The 19,695-nt window shown below is 56.8% G+C and carries 17 protein-coding genes; 1 reads left to right on the top strand and 16 read right to left on the bottom strand.

The window, feature by feature from the left end; translation table 11 throughout:
* Position 1 precedes the first annotated feature (1 nt).
* From PORUE0001_RS01150 to PORUE0001_RS01100, 11 genes are all read right to left on the bottom strand, one after another.
* Complete coding sequence (locus PORUE0001_RS01150) at positions 2-2,182, bottom strand: heavy metal translocating P-type ATPase (RefSeq protein WP_007364592.1); 2,181 nt, start codon at positions 2,180-2,182, stop codon at positions 2-4.
* Between the two features lie 201 nt (positions 2,183-2,383).
* Positions 2,384-2,893 carry a metallophosphoesterase family protein gene (locus PORUE0001_RS01145; RefSeq protein WP_007364641.1) on the bottom strand — a complete coding sequence of 170 codons (510 nt, stop codon included), beginning with the start codon at positions 2,891-2,893 and terminating at the stop codon, positions 2,384-2,386.
* Positions 2,894-2,900: 7 nt separating this feature from the next.
* Positions 2,901-4,211 carry a DEAD/DEAH box helicase gene (locus PORUE0001_RS01140; RefSeq protein WP_007364593.1) on the bottom strand — a complete coding sequence of 437 codons (1,311 nt, stop codon included), beginning with the start codon at positions 4,209-4,211 and terminating at the stop codon, positions 2,901-2,903.
* A gap of 194 nt (positions 4,212-4,405) precedes the next feature.
* A complete protein-coding gene (gene gap / locus PORUE0001_RS01135; RefSeq protein WP_007364614.1) occupies positions 4,406-5,410 on the bottom strand; it encodes a type I glyceraldehyde-3-phosphate dehydrogenase in 1,005 nt (334 codons plus the stop codon).
* A gap of 452 nt (positions 5,411-5,862) precedes the next feature.
* Positions 5,863-6,777 carry an urea transporter gene (locus PORUE0001_RS01130; RefSeq protein ID WP_007364626.1) on the bottom strand — a complete coding sequence of 305 codons (915 nt, stop codon included), beginning with the start codon at positions 6,775-6,777 and terminating at the stop codon, positions 5,863-5,865.
* A 9-nt stretch (positions 6,778-6,786) separates the two neighbouring features.
* The gene (locus PORUE0001_RS01125; RefSeq protein ID WP_007364583.1) at positions 6,787-8,034 is read right to left on the bottom strand and encodes an ABC transporter permease; all 1,248 of its coding nucleotides are present in this window, start codon (positions 8,032-8,034) and stop codon (positions 6,787-6,789) included.
* Positions 8,031-9,932, bottom strand: coding sequence for a ribosomal protection-like ABC-F family protein (gene abc-f / locus PORUE0001_RS01120; RefSeq protein ID WP_007364608.1), 1,902 nt, complete (start codon positions 9,930-9,932; stop codon positions 8,031-8,033). Before abc-f ends, PORUE0001_RS01125 begins: the two co-directional genes overlap by 4 nt.
* The gene (locus PORUE0001_RS01115; protein ID WP_100067357.1) at positions 9,916-10,893 is read right to left on the bottom strand and encodes a transglycosylase SLT domain-containing protein; all 978 of its coding nucleotides are present in this window, start codon (positions 10,891-10,893) and stop codon (positions 9,916-9,918) included. Before PORUE0001_RS01115 ends, abc-f begins: the two co-directional genes overlap by 17 nt.
* Before the next feature lie 110 nt (positions 10,894-11,003).
* Entirely contained in the window at positions 11,004-11,756 is a 753-nt protein-coding gene (locus tag PORUE0001_RS01110; protein ID WP_007364588.1) for a ComF family protein, read from the bottom strand.
* A 23-nt stretch (positions 11,757-11,779) separates the two neighbouring features.
* Positions 11,780-12,277, bottom strand: coding sequence for a regulatory protein RecX (locus PORUE0001_RS01105; RefSeq protein ID WP_007364586.1), 498 nt, complete (start codon positions 12,275-12,277; stop codon positions 11,780-11,782).
* A gap of 13 nt (positions 12,278-12,290) precedes the next feature.
* Positions 12,291-13,199 carry a N5-glutamine methyltransferase family protein gene (locus PORUE0001_RS01100; RefSeq protein ID WP_007364642.1) on the bottom strand — a complete coding sequence of 303 codons (909 nt, stop codon included), beginning with the start codon at positions 13,197-13,199 and terminating at the stop codon, positions 12,291-12,293.
* 20 nt (positions 13,200-13,219) lie between these two features.
* Between PORUE0001_RS01100 and ribD the strand changes: the two genes are divergently transcribed.
* Positions 13,220-14,236, top strand: a complete 1,017-nt coding sequence (ribD, locus tag PORUE0001_RS01095) for a bifunctional diaminohydroxyphosphoribosylaminopyrimidine deaminase/5-amino-6-(5-phosphoribosylamino)uracil reductase RibD (RefSeq protein WP_007364628.1) — start codon at positions 13,220-13,222, stop codon at positions 14,234-14,236.
* 313 nt (positions 14,237-14,549) lie between these two features.
* On the opposite strand, the gene PORUE0001_RS01090 is transcribed toward ribD, so the two are convergent.
* From PORUE0001_RS01090 to PORUE0001_RS01070, 5 genes are read right to left on the bottom strand one after another with little or no spacing between them, the layout of a single operon-like run.
* Positions 14,550-15,176, bottom strand: a complete 627-nt coding sequence (locus PORUE0001_RS01090; RefSeq protein ID WP_007364645.1) for a DUF4230 domain-containing protein — start codon at positions 15,174-15,176, stop codon at positions 14,550-14,552.
* Positions 15,177-15,188: 12 nt separating this feature from the next.
* Positions 15,189-15,884, bottom strand: coding sequence for a DUF4230 domain-containing protein (locus tag PORUE0001_RS01085; RefSeq protein ID WP_050771546.1), 696 nt, complete (start codon positions 15,882-15,884; stop codon positions 15,189-15,191).
* A gap of 34 nt (positions 15,885-15,918) precedes the next feature.
* A complete protein-coding gene (locus PORUE0001_RS01080; RefSeq protein ID WP_007364629.1) occupies positions 15,919-17,451 on the bottom strand; it encodes an NAD(P)H-hydrate dehydratase in 1,533 nt (510 codons plus the stop codon).
* A 48-nt stretch (positions 17,452-17,499) separates the two neighbouring features.
* Positions 17,500-18,291 carry an acyl-ACP--UDP-N-acetylglucosamine O-acyltransferase gene (gene lpxA / locus PORUE0001_RS01075; protein WP_007364609.1) on the bottom strand — a complete coding sequence of 264 codons (792 nt, stop codon included), beginning with the start codon at positions 18,289-18,291 and terminating at the stop codon, positions 17,500-17,502.
* Between the two features lie 17 nt (positions 18,292-18,308).
* Positions 18,309-19,691 (bottom strand): bifunctional UDP-3-O-[3-hydroxymyristoyl] N-acetylglucosamine deacetylase/3-hydroxyacyl-ACP dehydratase, encoded by a 1,383-nt coding sequence (locus PORUE0001_RS01070; protein WP_007364640.1) that lies wholly within the window; start codon positions 19,689-19,691, stop codon positions 18,309-18,311.
* Positions 19,692-19,695 lie beyond the last annotated feature (4 nt).

The following is a 19,695-nucleotide window of genomic DNA, read 5'->3' as shown; positions in this document are numbered from 1 at the left end:
GCTATTTTGAAGCGATGCGGCGCTGGAGGAGGAGACTATTGACGACGACGCAGATGGAGCTGAGCGCCATGGCGGCTGCGGCGATGGCGGGCGTGATGGCTAAGCCCCACCGTGTGAAGAGCCCAGCTGCGATCGGGATGGCGATCACGTTGTAGAGGAGCGCCCAGAGGAAGTTGAAGCGGATCGTGCGTACCGTCTGCCGAGCTATCTCGGTTGCCTCGACGAGGAGTGACAGGTCGGGCTTGGAGATGACCAACTGCGCCATAGAGGTGGCTAGATCGCTCCCCCCAGCGAGCGCTATGCTCACGTCGGCTCGTGCTAGCGCCTGACCATCGTTGACCCCGTCGCCAACCATCGCTACGATGTGTCCCTGTTCCTGTAGGGAGGCGAGGATCGTCTCTTTGTCTTGGGGCATGAGCTCGGCATGCACCGTGTCAATACCTATTTGCTGAGCGATGCGCTGCGCCTCTGGCTCTCGGTCGCCTGTGAGCATGAGGAGCTTTTTGCCTTGAGCCTTGAGCTGTGCGATGGTCTCGGCAGCGTGCGGTGTGAGCGTGTCGGAGAGGGCTATGATGGCGATGAGCTGCGCTCCCTGCGCTACATAGACGAGCGAGCCAGTGAGGTCGCAAGGTGGTATTGACGCAACGCCACCCTCGGCAATCCAAGAGGCGCGTCCGATGCGTAGCTCTCCCTCGGGTGTCGTAACGAGCAAGCCTTGTCCAGGTTGCTCGGTGACGGTTAGTTCGCTGATCGTAGCTCCCTGCGCCTCGCCATACGCCACGATAGCTTGCGCCAGTGGGTGCAGGCTGTGCTGCTCGGCAGAGACGATGAGCGAAAGCTTCGCCATGCGCTCCTCTTCAGGGACGAACCATTGCAATTCGGTGACTGAGGGGCGACCAAGGGTGAGCGTCCCCGTTTTGTCCATGAGGAAAGCATTGACGCGGGGTAGCGTCTCCAGTGCGGTAGCTTCCGCAAAAAGGATGTTTCGCCGTGCGGACTCGCCCACGGCCACGGTCAAGGCGGTCGGAGTCGCTAAGCCCAAGGCGCAGGGGCAGGCGATCACGAGGACGGAGATAGCGTAGCGTGCGGCTAGGTCTAGCGCGCCTGGCTCTACGACCCAGTACCAGAGGGCAAAGGTGAGCAACCCGAGGAAGAGTATGGCGGGAACGAAGTATTGTGCGATACGATCAGCCAAGAGACGTAGCGGGGGCTTGTCCGCTAAGGTCTTGCGCACGGTCGAGACGATGTGTCCCAGAGCGGTGTCGGCGCCGACGCTTTCGGCACGCACCTCTATGGCGGTGGAGAGGCAGATGGTACCAGCGAAGACTTTGTCTCCCTCGCCACGTGACACAGCTTCCGACTCACCTGTGATGGTCTGTTCGTTGATGTGGGTTACGCTTTGCGAAGTGATGACACCATCGACAGGGATGGCTTCGCCAGGGCGTACCCGCACGGTCATACCTGGCTGAACCAACTGCAGTGGCACACGGCGTGTCTCCTCGCCCACGACGAGCGATGCCTCACGAGGGGTCAAGTCGAGGAGCGCCCGCAAGGCTCTAGCGGTCGAGGCGGTGGCGCGCTGCTCTAACCACTTGCCGATCAGGACGAAGGCGGGGATCATCACCAGCGCATCGAGGTAAAGGTGTAGCTGATGTCCCTCCGCGCCGTAGGCTAGGAGCAGGCCGATGACGGAGCAGGTGGTGCTGAGGGAGACCAATGTGTCCATTCCCATGACACCTCGCCTGAGTTGCTTCACGGCTCTCCAGTGAAAAGGTCCCGCCACGTAGAGGTATGCTACGAGTGCCACCAGCGGAGCGACCCAACGCTCGCCAATGGCTCCCAGCAGATACATCCAGATCATGACGCCGATGGTCAGAGCTGCGCCGATGGCTGTGCGCCAAGCGAGTTGACGTGCCGAACGACGCTCTTGTTCCAGCGCTTGGCTCACCGCTTCGGTCTCGTCGGTCGTCAGAATGAGCGAGAAGCCGAGCGAAGCGACCTGCTCAGCGATCTGCTCACGGGTGATCTGCTCCGCATCGTACACTATATATAAGGAGTGGGTGTCGATCTGTGCCGTCGCCTCTAGGACGCCCGTGACACCTTGCAGTTTGTTTGTCACGGCAGCCGCGCAGCCAGCGCAGTGCATGCCGACGATAGGGATATATTCGGTTGTTTGTTTCATAATGAGTTTAGATAAAAGCGGAGAGAGTCATTTCTCTCTCTGAGACAAAGGTACGACAACTTAATCGTCACTGGGTTGCAAAACGTATATTCCACCCATGAATGCAACTTCTCAAAGCTAATCGTTCTACACTTCACAAGTCGTTTAGCTCACTGAGATGCGTAGCCAGCTATACTACGGACGAAAGGTCTGGCGACCCGTCTAGCGGGGCCACTCAACGACCTCTAGGTTGTGCGGTCGCCCTGCGGTGATTTGCAAACGTATGAGCGTACGGCTCTGGTGCCACCCACTACGCCCTGCAGCCCCTGGGTTGATATGTAGCAAGCCTGGACGGGACTTGTCGGGCATTACCTTGAGGATATGACTATGCCCCGAGATGGTAATCATCGGATGCTCGTGCCACGGCGTAAGATAAGGGGCGAAGATACGCTCGTAGTGCCCTGGGTAACCACCAATATGTGTCATGACCAGCTCCACGCCTGCCACCTCTGTGTGAACCACCTCTGGGAGCTGTGCATGTAGCGCCGCATCGTCAATGTTGCCATAGACAGCAAGCGTGGGGGCAATGGCTTGCAACCGCTCTAATACCTGAGGCGACCCGATATCTCCCGCATGAAAGATCAGATCACACTCGGCAAGCGCCTTGCAGATCTGATCATCGATGTATCCGTGCGTATCGCTTAGGATGCCAATACGCTGCTGCGCTTTCATAGAGCGATTATTGCTTGCTACCCTTGCGACCGCTGGAGCGACCTTTGCGCTGTGAAGAGCGACCTTTGCCTTGAGACTTGCCACGCCCTTTACCTTGTGACCTGCCACGGCCGTTACCTTTGCCTCTAGAGGAGCCACGACTATGAGTGCGTTCGTTGGGAGCGTAGGTAGGAGCCTCACCTAGAGAGGGGTCTAGCGGGATGCGGTAGATCTCCTGCTCGAGGAACTGCTCCAAGCGTGCGAAGTCTTGCTGATCACTGGGCGAAACGAGCGTGATCGCCAAGCCCTTGCCATCGGCGCCACGTGCGGTACGACCGATGCGGTGAACGTAGTCCTCAAAGTCGTGTGGCACCTCATAATTGATCACGACGGCAATGTCGTCAATGTCGATACCGCGCGCCACGATGTCGGTGGCTACGAGCACTTTGATGCGTCCCATGCGGAAGTCTCTTAGGACCTCCTCACGGCGCTCTTGCGACAGGTCTGAGTGCATCTCAGCGACTGGCAAGCCGTCTCTGGTAAGTGTCTGAGCAAGTGCGTGGACGGTCGCCTTAGTTCCCGCAAAGATGATGGTGCGTGACACCTCGGACTCGGGATTTGCAAAGAGGGATCGGATGATCGGTAGCTTCTGTGCGTCATAGCAGATGTACGCAGTCTGCATGATCGACTTAGGGGGCTTTGCCACAGCCAGCTCGACGAGGACAGGATCAACGAGGATGCTCTCCGAGAGCTTCAGAATCTCCTTGGGCATCGTGGCGGAAAACATCACATGCTGGCAATCCTCGGGCAGCGCCTTGTAGATCTCCATGATATCTTCGTAAAAGCCCATGTCGAGCATGCGATCCGCCTCGTCTAGCACGAAGTACTGCACATGCGATAGGTCACACGCTCCGAGGCGTAGCATAGAGAGGAGTCGGCCAGGGGTAGCGATGACGATGTCTGCGCCAAGCGCCATGCCTCGTCTTTGCTGCTCCCAGGCGATGCCGTCAGTGCCACCGTAGATGGCTAGCGTAGAGACCGAGACGTAATAGCCGAAGCCCTCGACCTCCTGATCGATCTGCTTGGCGAGCTCTCGTGTGGGCGCCATGACGACGGCCCCGAGATGCTCCTTGGGTAGCTCTTGGCGTGCTACCTTGTTGAGGAAGGGAAGCAGATAAGCTGCCGTCTTGCCCGAGCCAGTCTGTGCGCAGCCGATGACGTCTCGCCCCTCCAGGAGCGGGGGAATCGTCTCCGACTGGATGGGAGAGGTCTCTACAAAGTTCATCGCATCCAGTCCGTCGAGGACCTCATCCTCTAGATCTAGTTCGTAAAAGTCCATCAGCTTATCATCTTATATGAGTAACGGAAGGTATCACTGCCGCAAAAGCTGCTCAGCCACGGCTCGTGATACGCCCCAAAGGAAAAAGCGAGACGCAAGTCACAGAGGTAGGAAAGGACTTCATGCTCCTCCTACCGTCTGCGTCTTGCGTCTGATTGTTTTAGAGTGAAAACTCTTCGTTGGTCTTAGCGTGACTACTTATTGACCTCAGCCATATGAGCGATGAGGCAGAGCACCTTGTTAGAGTAGCCCCACTCATTGTCATACCAAGCGACTACCTTGACGAAGGTGTCCGTCAGAGCGATACCAGCCTTAGCGTCGAAGATAGAGGTGTGTGGATCGCTCACGAAGTCCTGGCTCACGAGTAGCTCGTCGCAGTACTCCATGATTCCCTTGAGGTTGGTCTCCGAAGCCTTCTTCATAGCAGCGCAGATCTCGTCGTAGCTAGCGCCACGCTTGAGCTGTACCGTCAGGTCCACGACAGATACGTCCATCGTAGGCACGCGGAAGGACATACCCGTGAGCTTACCATTGAGCTCGGGGATCACCTTGCCGACAGCCTTAGCAGCGCCCGTCGAGGAGGGGATGATGTTGCCGATAGCGGAGCGACCGCCACGCCAGTCCTTGAGAGAGGGACCGTCCACCGTCTTCTGCGTAGCCGTAGCAGCGTGCACTGTAGTCATGAGACCCTGCTCTACGCCGAAGTTGTCGTTGAGCACCTTGACCAGCGGAGCGAGACAGTTCGTCGTGCAGGATGCGTTAGAGACAAACTGTGTACCGCGGACATACTTCTCAAGGTTGACACCCGTAACGAACATAGGAGTGTCATCCTTAGAGGGCGCAGACATGACGACATACTTAGCGCCAGCCTCGATGTGTCCCTGCGAAAGCTCCTTGGTGAGGAAGCGACCTGTACTCTCCACGACATACTCTACGCCAGCAGCGCCCCAGTTGATCAGTCGCGGCTCCTTCTCAGCCGTCACACGGATCTTGCGTCCATTGACTACGAGCATGCCATCCTGTACGTCGACCGTCCCGTCGAAGCGTCCGTGTACAGAGTCATACTTGAGCATATATGCCATATACTCGACATCGATGAGGTCGTTGATTGCTACTACCTCGAGATCGTCACGCTTCATCGAAGCGCGGAAGACTAGTCGACCGATACGACCAAAACCATTGATACCTACTTTTGTCATGAGAGTTATATTGTATTTTTAATGTGTATGCAAGCGTTTGCACAAAAGCGGATAAGCTCCCCCGAGAGGAAGCACTCCTATTACTCGTACAAAGTTAAGCATTAAATGTTTGCGGTGCAACCTTTACCCCCAGGGGTGACGCATTATGTATATAGTTATTGCTGTCCAGTGAAAGCTTTTTGAGGGGGCATCGGGTAGATCGTTCTTCAGAAATGAGCTAACTATCAGTACCACTTGGGTGAAACAAAAGTTTCCTAGGCATGAAACTAAAGTTTCCTAGGTATGAAACTAAAGTTTCCTAGGTATGAAACTAAAGTTTCCTAGGTATGAAACTAGAGTTTCCTACGAAGAAAACTGTAGATTGGTCGAAGTCGAGTAGTCGGACAGCAATACTATATAACGAATTCATCCAAATCTCGCTTGTCGCTAATGTGTAGCTCCTAACGGAGCAATTATAATGCGTCAGCCCTGCCTTTACCCCATCGCTGAGCTTGCACCACCCCCCATACGGATAGGACGAAAGGTGCCGTCAGCGGGATCAGACCAGTGTACAGAGCGAGTAACTCAAGGAGCACCGAGAGCACCACGGACAGCAGCGCGTAGAGCAAGCGACGCTCGCCACTCCCTGCCCAGTAGATGGCACAGAGCACTGCGTTGTAGCCTAGCAAGCCTTCGCGCCACACTGCCTCAGGGACAAAGGGGATCACCAGCATCGGAACGAGCGCTCCCAGCAAGGCGTAGAGCGCTTTGCGACGTGACTCCCACGCGATCGCCAGGAAGAAGAGGAGTCCGGTCAAGACATTCGCCTGAAACATTACCTGCCCGACACTATCCCCGAGCGCCACCCCAAGCGTTCTCCACAGTGGCTGTCCTTCCTCCAGCTTCGTCACCGAGTCGATCAGACCCACCCCTTGCGGAGCTAGCAGGCTCACGAGTAGCAACACCCACACCGCAATGATAAAGGGGGCTGTCAGCCCTGGCAACTGAGCATGCCGGCGGAAGGCTCGCGCCAACCAGGTGGAGAGCGCAGCTCCGATCACTAGAAGGAGTAGCGATAGCCAACTGATCTCCCAGTAAACTCCGATGGCTATACCGACCAAGGTGCCGTTGAAGCCGTAGAGTCCATCAGCTATCTCCGACTTCGTATCTCTCCAGAGCGAGGCTGCCGCCCTAGAGACCAGACAGCCCAAGAGCGCTAAGAGCGCTAGCTGCCAAGAGTTGCAGAAAAGCCCCGCAAGGATCAATACTCCCGACAAAGGGCTTTGCAAAAGGAACACTTGACTGAAGCCCAGCAAGAGAGTTTTTATCTCTTGATAGAATGTCTGTATGTAGCTTCCTCTTTGAGGTGCGGTAGATCCTTGGGGCATAGCTAATATTTATTCGAAGCGAAGAGCCGTCGTCGGCGAGATGCGCTGGATGATACGTGCTGGAAGGAGTAGGAGGATGAGGCAGAGTAGAAGCGTCGCCACATTGACCACGATCCACGCCATAGGGCGGATGCGCATGGCGACGTGCGAGATATAGTAGATGTTCGGGTCGAGCGTGAGCCACTGCCACTGATGCTGGCTCCAGATGATGATGCCCGCCAGTAGATTGCCCCAGAGCATCCCCCAGACGATGATGCGCAGAGCGATCGCCAGACTCATCGTCGTGAGCGAGCGGTAGGTCATGCCGAGCGCCTTGAGCAAGCCGATGGTCTGCGTCAAGTCTAGAATAATGATCAGGAGCGCATTGATCATCGTAAAGGCCGCTACAAGTGCCATCAGCACCAGTAATATCTGTACATTCGGTCGTAGCGAGTCAATCCACTGATAGACCCCACCATTGATCTGAGTGCCAGTGTAGATTCCTAAGGTCTCATGCGTGACACCTGGCTCCGAGAGCGACTGAATTAGCTTATCTGAAAGCGAGGTCTCCATATCTAGGAGCGAGCGGTCCGTGTTCTTCGCAAGGATCTCAATGCGTGTGTACTGATTTGGCTGCCAGCCCCCCACACGTCCTAGCAGGTCATTGGTCACATAAGCGAGAGGCTGTGCCGTATTGGTCAGCTCCAGTATCGCTATCAATGTAAAGGAGCGCACCGACACCTTATCTCCTAGAAAGTAAAGGACTACCTTGTCCCCGATCGTTAGTCCCAGCTTTTGCGCAGAGGCTTTAGGCAGGACGATCGGATTAGCCCCTTCCGCCAGTGTCGTGTCGGACAAGTTCCCCGAGGCGCAGAGTGGCTCGAGGAATGTGAAGTCGTCTACTCCCGTGACGGCCACTCCCTGATAGGTGCTGTCGGTCTTGATCATGCCGACGGCTGTGCGGACGGGACGCACGGAGACTATCTCTGGCATCTCATTCATACGCTGCGTCATCTGAGGTGTCAGGGTGATCACATTGTCTAGGTCTATCGGTTGCTTGCCATACTCGCAGAGGATCACGTCGCCTGTCACGAGACGCACCGTGTCGCGGACGCTGTACTGAAAGCCGTCCATGATCGCAATGCCGAGGAGCATGACCGCTAGGCTCAGAGCAATGGCGGGGATCGCAAAGCGCACCAAGGCGTAGACCTTGCTGTGACGACGGTTCTCTCGGCTGTAAAGCTGGCGAGCCAGCCAGATGGGTAGTCTTAGTCTCATGCTTCCTCTTCGATAGCAGCTAGTTCAAACCAACGCTCAGACGCTTGCTCCATCTCTTGCTGCGCCTCAGCAATCTCCTCTCCTGCCTTGATCAACTCTTCATTGGAAAGGCTCCCCGAAGACATCCGCCGCTCTAGCTCCGCAATGCGTCCCTCGAGCTGCGGGATCTGTTGCTCCAGCTGCTGAAACTCTTGCTCCTCACGATAGCTGCGTCGCTTCTTGCGGTTACCTTGACGAGTCGCCTGACTGGCTACGGGCGCAGCGCTTTTGGACTCCCGTGTCGCAGCCTGTTCAGTCGCTTGTTGCACCTCCGCTTCCTGCTGCAGACGATATTGGGTAAAGTTGCCAGGGAAGTCTCGAATGTGCCCTCCCTTCTCGAAAACGAAAAGGTGCTCCACGAGCTTGTCCAGGAAGTAGCGATCGTGCGTGACAATAATAAGGACTCCCTCGAAAGAGCTAAGGTAGCTCTCCAGCACGCCCAGCGTCGTAATGTCCAGATCATTCGTCGGCTCATCGAGTATGAGCAGGTTCGGGCTAGCCATCAGCACGGTGCAGAGATAGAGACGTCTGAGCTCACCGCCACTGAGTAGTGACACAGGCGTGTAGATGCGATCACTGGTGAAGAGGAACCTTTGCAGTAGTTGTGTCGCCGAGACCGACTGCCCTGTCACGGGATCCGTAATGTGACTGGCTATGTCGGAGATTATGTCGATCACTCGCTTGTCGGGGGCGTAGCTCGGCAACTTCTGCCCAAAGTAGCCAAACTGCACCGTCTCGCCGATAAGTACCGACCCGCTGTCTGGCTCTAGCTCGCCAATGATCATCTTCAGCAGGGTCGTCTTGCCACAACCGTTGGGGCCGACGATGCCGACACGATCTCTGCGTGAGAAGATATAGTCAAAGTATCGGACCAGAGGCTTTGACTCCTCAAAGCTCTTGGAGACACCCTCCAGCTCGATCACCTGCTTGCCTAGGCGAACGGACGAGTGAAGTGGCTCGATAGTCGTCTGCTCACGCAGTATCTGCCGCGCCTTGGACAGCTCAGACGAGAGCTCCGCAAAGTGCTCCTTGCGAGCTCGTTGCTTGCCTCCTCGTGCTTGTGGCGTAGCGCGCATCCAGACCAATTCCTGTCGATAGATATTGGCCAGTCGGTCACTCGTTTGCGCCATCTGCTCTAGACGCTCCTGACGCTTGGTGAGGAAGGTCTCATAGTTGCCTTCATAGCTGTAGAGCTGCTGTTGATCCATCTCCACGATACGGGTACAGATATGATCGAGGAAGTAGCGGTCGTGGGTCACCAATAAGAGCGTTAGCCGTGAGCGTGAGAGGTAACCCTCGAGCCACTCGATCACCTCCAGGTCCAGGTGGTTCGTCGGCTCATCGAGGATCAGAAGATCTGGTTGCTGGAGCAAGACCCCAGCGAGTGCTACCCGCTTGACCTCCCCACCTGAGAGGAGCTCCATAGGACGCTCCACATCGGTGATACGGAGCGCATGCAGTATAGCCGTCGCCTCCTGCTCATATTGCCACGCCGAGAGACGATCCATGTCGGGTAAAAGTCGCTCCTGCGCCTCCGCATCGCCACGCTCCACAGCACTCTGCCAGGCACCCACGAGGTGTGCCGTAGGATCATGTGGCGAAAAGACCGCATCGATCACCCGCACACCCTCTGCAAAGCGGTGCTGCTGAGATAGATAACCGATGCGCAGCCCATTGCGCCGAGTGATCGTCCCACTGTCTGGCTCTAGCTCGCCCATGATGATACGCAGTAGCGAGGACTTGCCCGTCCCATTGACCCCAACGAGTCCCACCTTGTCACCCTCTAGGAGCGAGAGCGAAATGTCCGTAAAGAGGACCCTATTGCCAAAGCTTAGAGAGACATTATTTAGTTGTAGCATATTGCACTTTCGATTTATAGGATTGCGCCCGGCTGAAGACCTCCGTCACGTAGCGCACCGTGTGATCCCCGTTCGCACGACCATGCTGGACGAGTGGATCGTTGTAATACTTCGGTTCGCTCAGACGAGCCATAAAGATCTCCACAGAGTCATCCCAGCGATCAGGATCCAAGCCCGCATTCTCAGCCAGCCGACGCGCATCAAGGACATGCGCACTGCCCGAGTTATAAGAGGCAAGGGTAAACTTCATGCGTTGCTCCGAATCGGTGATATGAGCGAAGGAGCGACCGAAGTCTTGTAGCGCCATGCAGGCCACACGGATAGAACTCTCGGCATGTTTAAGCTTCGCACGACTGTAGCCGTAGCGTCGCCCCGTAGCTGGCATGATGCCCATCAGTCCCGTAGCGCCACCCTGGCTGACAACCTCCGTACGGAACTTAGACTCCTGATAAGCTATCGCTGCTAGGACAAACCAATCCCAGCCATACTTACTGCCATACCTCTGAAAGAGATGATCCCAGTCCGAGACAATGCCCGGTAGTCGCTCAGACTGGTCATAGTGCTCCTGTGACTCACCGTGAGATACGCTCGAGGAGCCTCTCTGTCTCGTCTGAACGAGCTCCTCCTCATCGTCCTCATCGTCGTCCTCGTCATCTAAGTCAGCCCAAGAGCAGAGCGGATCATACAGGAGCACATACTCTAGAAGGTAGAGATCGGCATACTGCTCCAAGATCTGATACTCCTCACCCGCACCCACCTCAGCGATAGGCACATCACGCCACTCCGTCTGAGGGGTGACGTGTGCATGATCTGGCTCAGCCTGTGGAGCTCGATAGACTACGACAAAGTAGTAGACGATGCCCACGAGGACTGCGCCCCACAGCGACCACGTAATGTAGCGTAGTAGCCTCCTCCAGCGAGTCGGATCACGACGTATCTCATCCATTTGAGAGCTATTCATGTCGCTAAGGTACGAAATTAGAGGTTAGAGGCTAGAGATTAGAGGTTAGAGGGAGTCCTCCTCTAGAGGCACTAGAAGCACTAAGGCTTCTAGCCAACAGCCAAAGCCCCCTAAGCCGTGGGCGTGCCGACCGCTAGGACACCGACAGAGACCTGCGCTAGGGGGATGTCCGCCAGAGCATTGAGCGCAGCCGTGAGGGTTGCGCCAGTCGTGAGCACATCGTCCAGGAGTAGGATGTGGCTATCTGGGGGGATCACTTCGCTACCTAGCGTGAAGCTCCCGAGCATAGCCTCTAGACGGTGCGTGCGGTCACGGTGTGTCTGACTACCCTGAAAGCGTGTGCGTCGCAAAGCGTGAGCCAGATAGGGGATGCCTGTGACCGAAGATATACCCTCGGCCAGGAGCGTCGCCTGATTGTATCCTCGCTCTAGTTCACGGGCCAGCGTCAGTGGCACGGGGATGACGTAGTCTATCTGCTCCTGCTTGAGTGGCAGGAGGGTCCCCATGAGACGGCCCATATACCTTGCTAGTGGCTTATTGCCGTGATACTTGATATCGTGAACGATCTGTGCCATCGCATCGTCACGAGCGTAGAGATAGGGAGCCAGTATCCTACGAGGCATCGGCTGGGCTCCACGCAAGCGATCCAGCGCACCGACCGTATGCTCGTGATAGCGTCCCAGCGCGCCTTGACAGGTGAGGCAGAGTGGCGGAGCATTCGGCGGGAGTAGCGTGTGACAGACGGGACACCAGCGCGGGTAGAGGAGCTGTAGGAGCGACTCACGAGCCGTTGTCCACCAACCTTGTGGCGGTGGCGGAGCGATGCGTCCTGCGGAAGGGCTTTTCGTCGGTTTGTGGCTCATCAGGGTTCGGCAGCTTTTACGCTTTACTCTTCCTCCAACTCGTTATCCTCTTCCTCCTCCCGCATTCTCTGGAGCACCTCTTGCAGCGCTTCGTACACTTCGCTCTGGTGGTAACCACGCCCCACGCCGTAGCGCATCATCTTGTCAAAGAGCGCGCGAGGCGTTCGTGCCGAGGTGCGACGTAGCTTGCTCTCGAGAAGCTCAGCGAGGGAGTAGTTCGGCTCTTCCTCCTCGAGGATCTCTGGCAGCACCGCCTCGATGATCTCCGTCGGCACCTCCTGCATACGTAGCGCCTGACGTATCTTGTGGGGTCCCTGGCTCATGTCTCGATAGCGTGTGCGGGCGTAGCTCTCGGCGTAGCGCTGCGGGTCATAGTAGCGACCCTCCTGGAGCAGGGCGAGGTACTCGTCGATCTCGTCCGAAGGCACCTCCCGACGCATTAGGAAAAGGCGCAGATTGCGGGGCGAGCGCTCGGCACGTGCGCAGTAGTACTTGGCTTTGTTGAGTATATCGGTGTCCATAGGGTTTCGTTTTTTACTGAAAGGTGGCTTGAACAAATCGCTCTCGGCCTGTCAAGTCTTTGAGCACTTCTGACGAAATGGCTCCCGCCTGCTCGCATAGCGCAGCCACCTCGTGCGCCAGCTGGTGATGCGTCTCGCAGTAGAGCGTGAGTGGTGCCTGGGGCGAGCGGATCTGTGGCACGAGCGCCACGAGCGCACGGTAGTAGCGGAGCGGATCGGCGTCTGGTACGAAGAGCGCCTCACGAGGCTCGCCCACGAGAACATTGGGGCGCATCGTCGCTTGGTCACATTCGGGGATATAGGGTGGGTTGCTCACCAAAAGGTTTATCGGGGGAAGCTTGGCAGGGATCCCTTTTCCCTGGCACCAGGCGAAGAGATCGCCACGAAAGAGCTGGACGGCGACACCTGTCTGACGAACGTTTTGCTCCGCATAGCCTAGCGCCTGCTCCGACTGATCCATCGCATAGAGGCTCCACTGAGGGCGCTCGCTACCTATATAAATAGGTATGCAGGCAGAGCCACACCCCACGTCAAGGAGCCGCTGGGGAGCCTCTGTGGCGGGGTGACGAGCGAGGATCAGTTCGCACAGCTCGGCCGTCTCGGGACGTGGTATGAGCACTCCCCTGCCGACAGTTAGGTCGAAAGAGCCGAAGGGCGCCACCCCCACGATGTACTGGATCGGCTCGTCGTGCGTCAGTCGCTCGAGGGCTTGGCAGAGCCAAGTGGCTTCCGTGTCGGACAATTGTCTAACTTTGCGGTCAAGCAGATAGTTTGTCTGGCTAAGCTTGGTGATATGCTGTAGGAGCATTTCGCTCATAGCCTGACGCTCCCGCGTCTCGACATAGTAAGCGGGCAGCGCCTCCGCTATCGCAAGAGCCGCATCACACAGCGTCATACCAGCAACTATCATAGCCTCACTCATTTGTAGCGACCTTTATCCTGATGAAACGTACAGCACCTACCACACCAGACGAAATCTATATGCAGCGCTGTCTGCAACTCGCAGCCTTAGCGCAGGGGCGCACCAGTCCCAATCCGATGGTCGGCTCGGTAATCGTCTACAAAGATAAGATTATTGGCGAAGGTTACCACCATTATGCGGGGGCACCGCATGCCGAAGTGATGGCGTGGCGTAGCGTCCCCGAGGAGCTACGGGGCCTTGTCGGCGAGGCGACTTGGTACGTGAGCCTGGAGCCTTGCGCTCACTACGGCAAGACACCGCCCTGTGCGGAGCTCATTGCGGGGCTGCGACCCGCTCGAGTGGTCGTCGCTATGCTGGATCCTTTTGCCAAAGTAGACGGACGAGGCGTGGCTCGCCTTCGCGAAGCGGGCATCGAGGTCTCGATCGGTTGCTTGGAGCAAGCGGCAATCGCGCTCAACCGACACTTCCTCGTGGCGCAAACCTTAGGACGGCCCTACGTCACGCTCAAGTGGGCCGAGAGTGCCGATCACTACATAGATCGCTTGCGTCACGATGCGAGCGAGGCGCCTTACATCTTCAGTTCGCCACTCCGACAGCGCTCAGTGCATCGTCTGCGTGGGCTCCACGACGCGATCTTGGTGGGTCACCACACGGCCGAGCTGGATGACCCGCTCCTGACCAATCGCTCGGGTTGCGGTGGTCAGCCGATCCGTCTCCTCTGGTGTCACAGTCGTCTGCCTCGTCCGGAGCTACGTATGCTACAAGACGCCACGGCACGAACGATCATACTCCTGCCACCTACACTCATGGCGCAGGTACCCGACGGTCAATACCCGCCTCACGTCTCCTGCCTCGCTACAACTGGCGAGGTGCGCGACCTGCTCACGCTCCTGCGTAGTCAGGGCATAGAGTCGCTCCTCGTCGAGGGTGGCGCACAGGTCTTGCAGCGCTTCCTTGACTCAGGCCTCTACGACGAACTCAACGTCGAGCATGCCCCCGTCGAGCTCCACGATGGCGTCCCCGCCCCCAACGTCTAATCCGTCTGTCAAGACACCGTGACTTAGCTGTAAAATCGTCTTGAAAGTTTTGAGTCGTATAAATAGCTTTTTGAAGTCTCTACGGAGGAAATATCAAATCGCTCACGAGGAAACGATATTTCTTCACGGAGCCGGGAAATAAAAGTTCGGAAGAATGAAATGAAACTTCGGAAGAAAGATTTCGAAGTTCCGAAGAATTTTTTTATTCCTCCGTGGCAACTGAAAAGTCTCCACGGAGGAAGTGGGGATTTCCTCGGTGGAGACCTTGAAGGAGTTGCCGATTATTGCGTAAAAGCCAGGAAGAGAGATCGTTTTACATTTGGCGGTGATCTATGTAGACGGTGTCGGCAAAGAAGGTGTCCCGGACGCCGTCGGGGTAACGGTCCACGACGATGACTGTCGGGTAGGCGACGGAGAGAAAGCGTGCGAGCTCTTCGCGTGCTTGCTGGCGGGCATTACGGATATAACCAGAGCGGTAGACCTCGTTGATGAGGCGCTGCGGGACGCGTCTCTTGGCTCTATTCTCTTGCTCTGCGGTGAGGGTTGGCATGGTGAAGCCTTTGCGCAGTGGGTGAACGTCAATCACGTTGTAGCCTATCTCGTGCGGGGTGACTTCCTCGGGGGGTAGCTGCACGTAAAGTGTGTCGCCGACGACCTGCGTGGGGAGCTTGTCTAGATCAAAGTCTATGTAGGTACGTGCCTGTATAACGTAGGCTAGCACCATACCGTCGATGGTGTCTACCATGGGAACCTCTTGGTAGCACTCGCCTGTGGAGAGCTTGAGTATTTCCTCGATGGAGCGGACGGTCATGGCGTGTGTGACTACGTCGCTGTAGTCTTCGGTCTTGCTCTTGGAGCAGCTACGCCATAGGCTCACGATACCGATGACGAGGAGTATCGCAATGATGATGTAGAGGATGCGCTTGAACCATTTGCCCATAGTATTGAGGAGCTACAGTGGTGAGGAGGTCTGTGTGTTAGGAGGTACGAGTGCGGAGCCACGCTCGACGATGGTGACCGTAGGCGGGAGATCGTAAGAGAGGAGGAGCTGCGTGAGCCATCGGCGTAGCTTCTCGATGGAGCGTTGCCGTATCTGAGCGATGAGCTGGTCATTGGCGGTGATCTCCTGTTGGAGCACTTGGTAGGCTCTCTCCTTGACACGAGCTCGATCCTGCGGGGTGATCGCATTGCGGAGCGGTGCTACATACTCGTACTCGGTCCGTAGCGTGAAGTCTCGCCCTCGTAGCTCTACCTGTATGGGAGAGATGTAGAGGGTGAGGCGCTGCTGATCCTTGTCGTAGGTCACGTCATCGGCGGAGAAGTCGGTCAGATCGGTATAGCTCACGAGTGTCGCATCAAAGGAGTAGATGCCTACACGGTTGCCTATCTTGGTTTGATTGCTCAGCCACTTGGTAAAGTCCTTGAAGCTACTGATGTCGTAGAAGGATATCTTCGGATCCTGTAGGGTGACCGCCTTCTGCAGGGTGGTCTCCGTGAGTAGTAGCTTGCCAACGCTCTGGTACTGCTGCACGATCGCTTCCTGCAGTAGCTCTTCGGCTGTCTTTCGCTTGGAGCAACTAAGCAGACTCACGAGCAAGCAGAGGAGCGCTGTGAGCATTAAGAGGCATTGGTGCCGAAGATGCTTCATAACTTTGCAGTACTATATAATAATAGGTGTGGCGTTACTGCTCGACCATCTTGAGGACGGCGGGAAGCATATCGGCTATATCGCGGGCTATCATACCACGTGGCGAGTGACGCTCGCCGTAATGATTGGCGGTCAGCCCGTGGATGTAAACGCCTAGCGGAGCTGCCTCGGCGGGTGTGTAGCCCTGCGCTAGGAGTGAGAGGATGATGCCGGTGAGCACGTCTCCGCTGCCTGCGGTGGCAAGGGCTGGCGTGCCTGAACTGTTGAAGATGACTTCGCCAGTGGGGAGACAGGTGGCGGTGTTGGCACCCTTGAGAACGATGATGATCTCCTGCTCCATGGCTAGCTCCTGCGCTTTGGTCAGTCGGTGGTGGTCATCGAGTGCGTTTCCTGTGATGCGGTCTAGTTCGCCTGGATGTGGCGTGAGGATCGTATCCTTGGGCAGGACACTCAGTAGCTCGGGGTGAAGCGCTAGAAGGTTTAGCGCATCGGCATCGAGGAGTAGCGGGGTGGCGGGCTGTATGTTTTGCAGTAGATGCTCTAGTAGATGCAGCGTGAGTGGCGCTGTACCGATGCCAGGTCCCATGGCGATGGCCTGGTAGTTGAGCAGATCCTTGGGAAGGCTACTGACGATGGTCTCCTCTTTGTCCTTCTCGACGAGCGCCTCGGGGAGGAGCGTGTTCGCTAGCCGAGCCAGTGCGCTAGGCAGGTGCATGGTGAGCTTGCCTAGTCCCGAACGCATGGCGCCCATTCCCGCCAGCATGGGAGCGCCAGCCATAGCTTCGGATCCAGCGATGAGGAGGGCGTGACCTTGTGTCCCTTTGTGCGCAAAGTGCGAGAGCGGCTTCAAGGCTCTATGGGCATCCTGCGGAGTGTAGAGATAGTAGTCGGCCTGGATGGCGGGGTCGTCGTCCATGTTGAGGCAGAGAGAGAGGATGCGCAGTGCGCCAGTGTAGCACTCATTGTCCGAAAGGAGGAGGGCTATCTTGGGGCTTTCGCAGGTGAGGGTGTAGTCCGCTTTGATGATCGCCTGGAGATTGTTCTCGCTATTGTCCTTGTCATAGAGTCCCGAGGGGATGTCCACGGCGATGACGGTGGCTGGCGAAGCGTTGATCAATTGATCTACCAGCACGGCGAAGCCACCCTCAAGGGGTCGTGAAAGGCCTGTGCCAAAGAGTGCGTCGATGACGAGCGTCTGAGCGGTCAAGAGCGGGGGCTGAAACTCATCTGCGACGATGGTCAGGGCGTCTTGGTGAAACTCCTGTAGCTTCGTCTCCTGCCAAGCGCATGCCTCCGAGAGCTCCTCCTCTTGCTTGCAGAAGAGGTAGCAGTGTACCCGGTGACCGTCCTGCAGGAGGCGTCGTGCGATGGCGAGACCGTCAGCACCGTTATTGCCAGGGCCTGCGAAGACATAGGTGATGCCCTGTGGCAGGTCTGAGATACTCCTAAGCTCTGCTACAAAGCGCTGAGCGACACGCTCCACGAGGTCGTGGATGGAGAGATGATCACGCTCGAGGATATAGCTATCCGTGGTGCCCCATTGGCGTCCGACGAGTATCTTTTTCATTGTTTCGGCTGGTATGGTTTAGTTGTTTGGTTGCGACTTGGCTACGGGCTAGTCCATTGATCCACGGACGATGCCCCGCTTGCTGTCGCTGATGAAGTCGTAGATGAGGTCTCGCTCGTAGCTCTGCGGATAGCGGTTCTGGATCTCGACGAGCGCCTCGCTATTGTTGAGCCCGCCCTGATAAAGGGTGCGGTAGACGTCGTTGATGAGGAAGATCTGCTCATTGGTGAAGCCTCTGCGACGTAGTCCCACGATGTTGATACCACAGTAAACGATCGGGTCGCGTCCCACGAGACAGTAAGGCGGGATGTCTTTGGTCACCTTGGAGCCGCCCTGTATCATCACGTGCTGAGAGATGCGTACGAACTGATGCACTAGCACAGCACCGCTGAGGATGGCGTAGTCGTCTATCTCCACTTCGCCAGCGAGCTGCGTGGCATTGCCTAGGATGATGTGATCCTTGAGGACGCAGTCGTGTGCCACGTGCGAGTAAGCCATGATGAGGCAGTTGCTCCCGACGATGGTGGTGCCACGTGAGGCGGTGCCACGATTGACGGTAGCGAACTCGCGGATAGTCGTATGGTCACCGATGACGGCGGTGGTCTCCTCGCCTCGGAACTTGAGGTCTTGCGGTATCCCAGCGATCACGGCATAGGGATGTATGTGACAGTCACTACCGATGCGCGCTCCGCTGCGGATGATGCATCCTTGGTCTAGGACGGTGCGGTCGCCGATGACGGTATTCGCCTCAATGGTGACAAAGGGGCCGACCGTTACCTCAGCACCTAGCTGAGCGTCAGGATGCACCTGAGCGAGAGGAGAGATGTGCGTTTGAGCCATATAGTAGATATGATTGTTTACTCCTTATTCTTTACTATCTGCGCCATGAAGTCAGCCTCGCAGACGAGCTGGTTGCCGACGAAGGTGAGTCCTCTGACGCTCGCCAAGCCACGACGCACCTCACTGGTGAGCATCACCTTGAAGAGGAGCGTATCTCCGGGGACGACCTTGTTTCTGAACTTCACATTGTTGATCGTCAGGAAGTAGGTCGAGTAGCGCTCGGGGTCCTCGATGCCACTCAGGACGAGCAGTCCAGCGGTCTGCGCCATCGCCTCGACGATGAGCACGCCTGGCATAACGGGCTCCGTGGGGAAGTGACCGAGGAAGAAGGTCTCGTTGAAGCTCACGTTCTTGACCCCTACGATATGGTTCTTGTCTAGGTGGATCACTTTATCCACTAGAAGGAAGGGATAGCGGTGCGGTAGGAGTCCTTTGATCTGGTTAAGGTCCAGTACTGGCGTCGCATTGGGATCGTAGACGGGTGGCTGTGTCTCCATTCCTTTGATCTCCTTACGGATCGCCCGTGCGAGCTTGTTGTTAATCTTGTGTCCTGGCTTGGTCGCTATGATATGCCCCTGCACGAAGATCCCAGCTAGAGCCAAATCGCCTAGGATGTCAATGATCTTGTGGCGTGCGGGCTCGTTGGGGATGCCCTCCTTCGGATTGATCACGCCCAGCTGAGTCACCTCAGTCACGGAGCGGTGCAGCGCCTCGGCGAGCGCCTTGGCATCACTCTCGGAGAGAGGTTCATCGTTGATCACCATCGCATTGGCAAGGTCTCCGCCCTTGATCAAGCCCTGACTGAGGAGAGGCAGTATCTCTCGTACGAAAACGAAGGAGCGCGCCTCGGCTACCTCCTCGCCGAAGCGACTCAGGTCGCGCAGCGAAGCGTATTGATTGCTCAGTAGCGGTGAGGCAAAGCTCAAGTGCGCCTCTACGCCGAGCTGGTCTGATGGCAGGAGGAGGATAGATGCTCCCGTCTCCTCATCTTTCACCTCAATAGGTTTGCGCACGACAAAGACCTCACGAGCTGCGTCTTGCTCCTTGAGCCCAGCCTCTTGGATCGCCTGCACGTAAGGCAGTGCCGAGCCATCTAGTATAGGCGCCTCGTCGCCATCGACCGTGATAAGACAGTTGTCCACCCCGAGAGCGTAGAGCGCACCCAGGCAATGCTCCAGTGTAGAGACCTGCACAGCTCCACGCTCTATCCGAGTAGCACGCTGCGTCGTCGATACATAGTCCGCATAAGCTGGGATGACGGGGTGGGTCTCAAGGTCGGAGCGACAGATCTGATAACCACTATGAGGCTCCGCTGGTGAAAGGGTCAAGGTGCGGTTGGCTCCCGTGTGAAGTCCTACCCCCTGAAAGGTGAGTGTCGTAGCGAGTGTGTACTGATTCATAACG

Origin of the sequence: Porphyromonas uenonis 60-3, assembly GCF_000174775.1 — a bacterium.
Taxonomy (GTDB): Bacteria; Bacteroidota; Bacteroidia; order Bacteroidales; family Porphyromonadaceae; genus Porphyromonas; species Porphyromonas uenonis_A.
The sequence above is the reverse complement of the archived record's forward strand: the minus strand, read 5'-3'. Positions and strand labels throughout refer to the sequence as shown.

What these genes read in the sequence shown, in the direction of transcription:
- PORUE0001_RS01070 (WP_007364640.1), bottom strand. Translation starts at nt 19,691, where the DNA reads ATGAATCAGTACACACTCGCTACGACACTCACCTTTCAGGGGGTAGGA.
- PORUE0001_RS01150 (WP_007364592.1), bottom strand. Translation starts at nt 2,182, where the DNA reads ATGAAACAAACAACCGAATATATCCCTATCGTCGGCATGCACTGCGCT.
- PORUE0001_RS01105 (WP_007364586.1), bottom strand. Translation starts at nt 12,277, where the DNA reads ATGGACACCGATATACTCAACAAAGCCAAGTACTACTGCGCACGTGCC.
- PORUE0001_RS01085 (WP_050771546.1), bottom strand. Translation starts at nt 15,884, where the DNA reads ATGAAGCATCTTCGGCACCAATGCCTCTTAATGCTCACAGCGCTCCTC.
- PORUE0001_RS01080 (WP_007364629.1), bottom strand. Translation starts at nt 17,451, where the DNA reads ATGAAAAAGATACTCGTCGGACGCCAATGGGGCACCACGGATAGCTAT.
- ribD (WP_007364628.1), top strand. Translation starts at nt 13,220, where the DNA reads ATGAAACGTACAGCACCTACCACACCAGACGAAATCTATATGCAGCGC.
- PORUE0001_RS01130 (WP_007364626.1), bottom strand. Translation starts at nt 6,777, where the DNA reads ATGCCCCAAGGATCTACCGCACCTCAAAGAGGAAGCTACATACAGACA.
- PORUE0001_RS01115 (WP_100067357.1), bottom strand. Translation starts at nt 10,893, where the DNA reads ATGAATAGCTCTCAAATGGATGAGATACGTCGTGATCCGACTCGCTGG.
- PORUE0001_RS01090 (WP_007364645.1), bottom strand. Translation starts at nt 15,176, where the DNA reads ATGGGCAAATGGTTCAAGCGCATCCTCTACATCATCATTGCGATACTC.
- gap (WP_007364614.1), bottom strand. Translation starts at nt 5,410, where the DNA reads ATGACAAAAGTAGGTATCAATGGTTTTGGTCGTATCGGTCGACTAGTC.
- PORUE0001_RS01140 (WP_007364593.1), bottom strand. Translation starts at nt 4,211, where the DNA reads ATGGACTTTTACGAACTAGATCTAGAGGATGAGGTCCTCGACGGACTG.
- PORUE0001_RS01125 (WP_007364583.1), bottom strand. Translation starts at nt 8,034, where the DNA reads ATGAGACTAAGACTACCCATCTGGCTGGCTCGCCAGCTTTACAGCCGA.
- PORUE0001_RS01110 (WP_007364588.1), bottom strand. Translation starts at nt 11,756, where the DNA reads ATGAGCCACAAACCGACGAAAAGCCCTTCCGCAGGACGCATCGCTCCG.
- abc-f (WP_007364608.1), bottom strand. Translation starts at nt 9,932, where the DNA reads ATGCTACAACTAAATAATGTCTCTCTAAGCTTTGGCAATAGGGTCCTC.
- PORUE0001_RS01100 (WP_007364642.1), bottom strand. Translation starts at nt 13,199, where the DNA reads ATGAGTGAGGCTATGATAGTTGCTGGTATGACGCTGTGTGATGCGGCT.
- PORUE0001_RS01145 (WP_007364641.1), bottom strand. Translation starts at nt 2,893, where the DNA reads ATGAAAGCGCAGCAGCGTATTGGCATCCTAAGCGATACGCACGGATAC.
- lpxA (WP_007364609.1), bottom strand. Translation starts at nt 18,291, where the DNA reads ATGGCTCAAACGCACATCTCTCCTCTCGCTCAGGTGCATCCTGACGCT.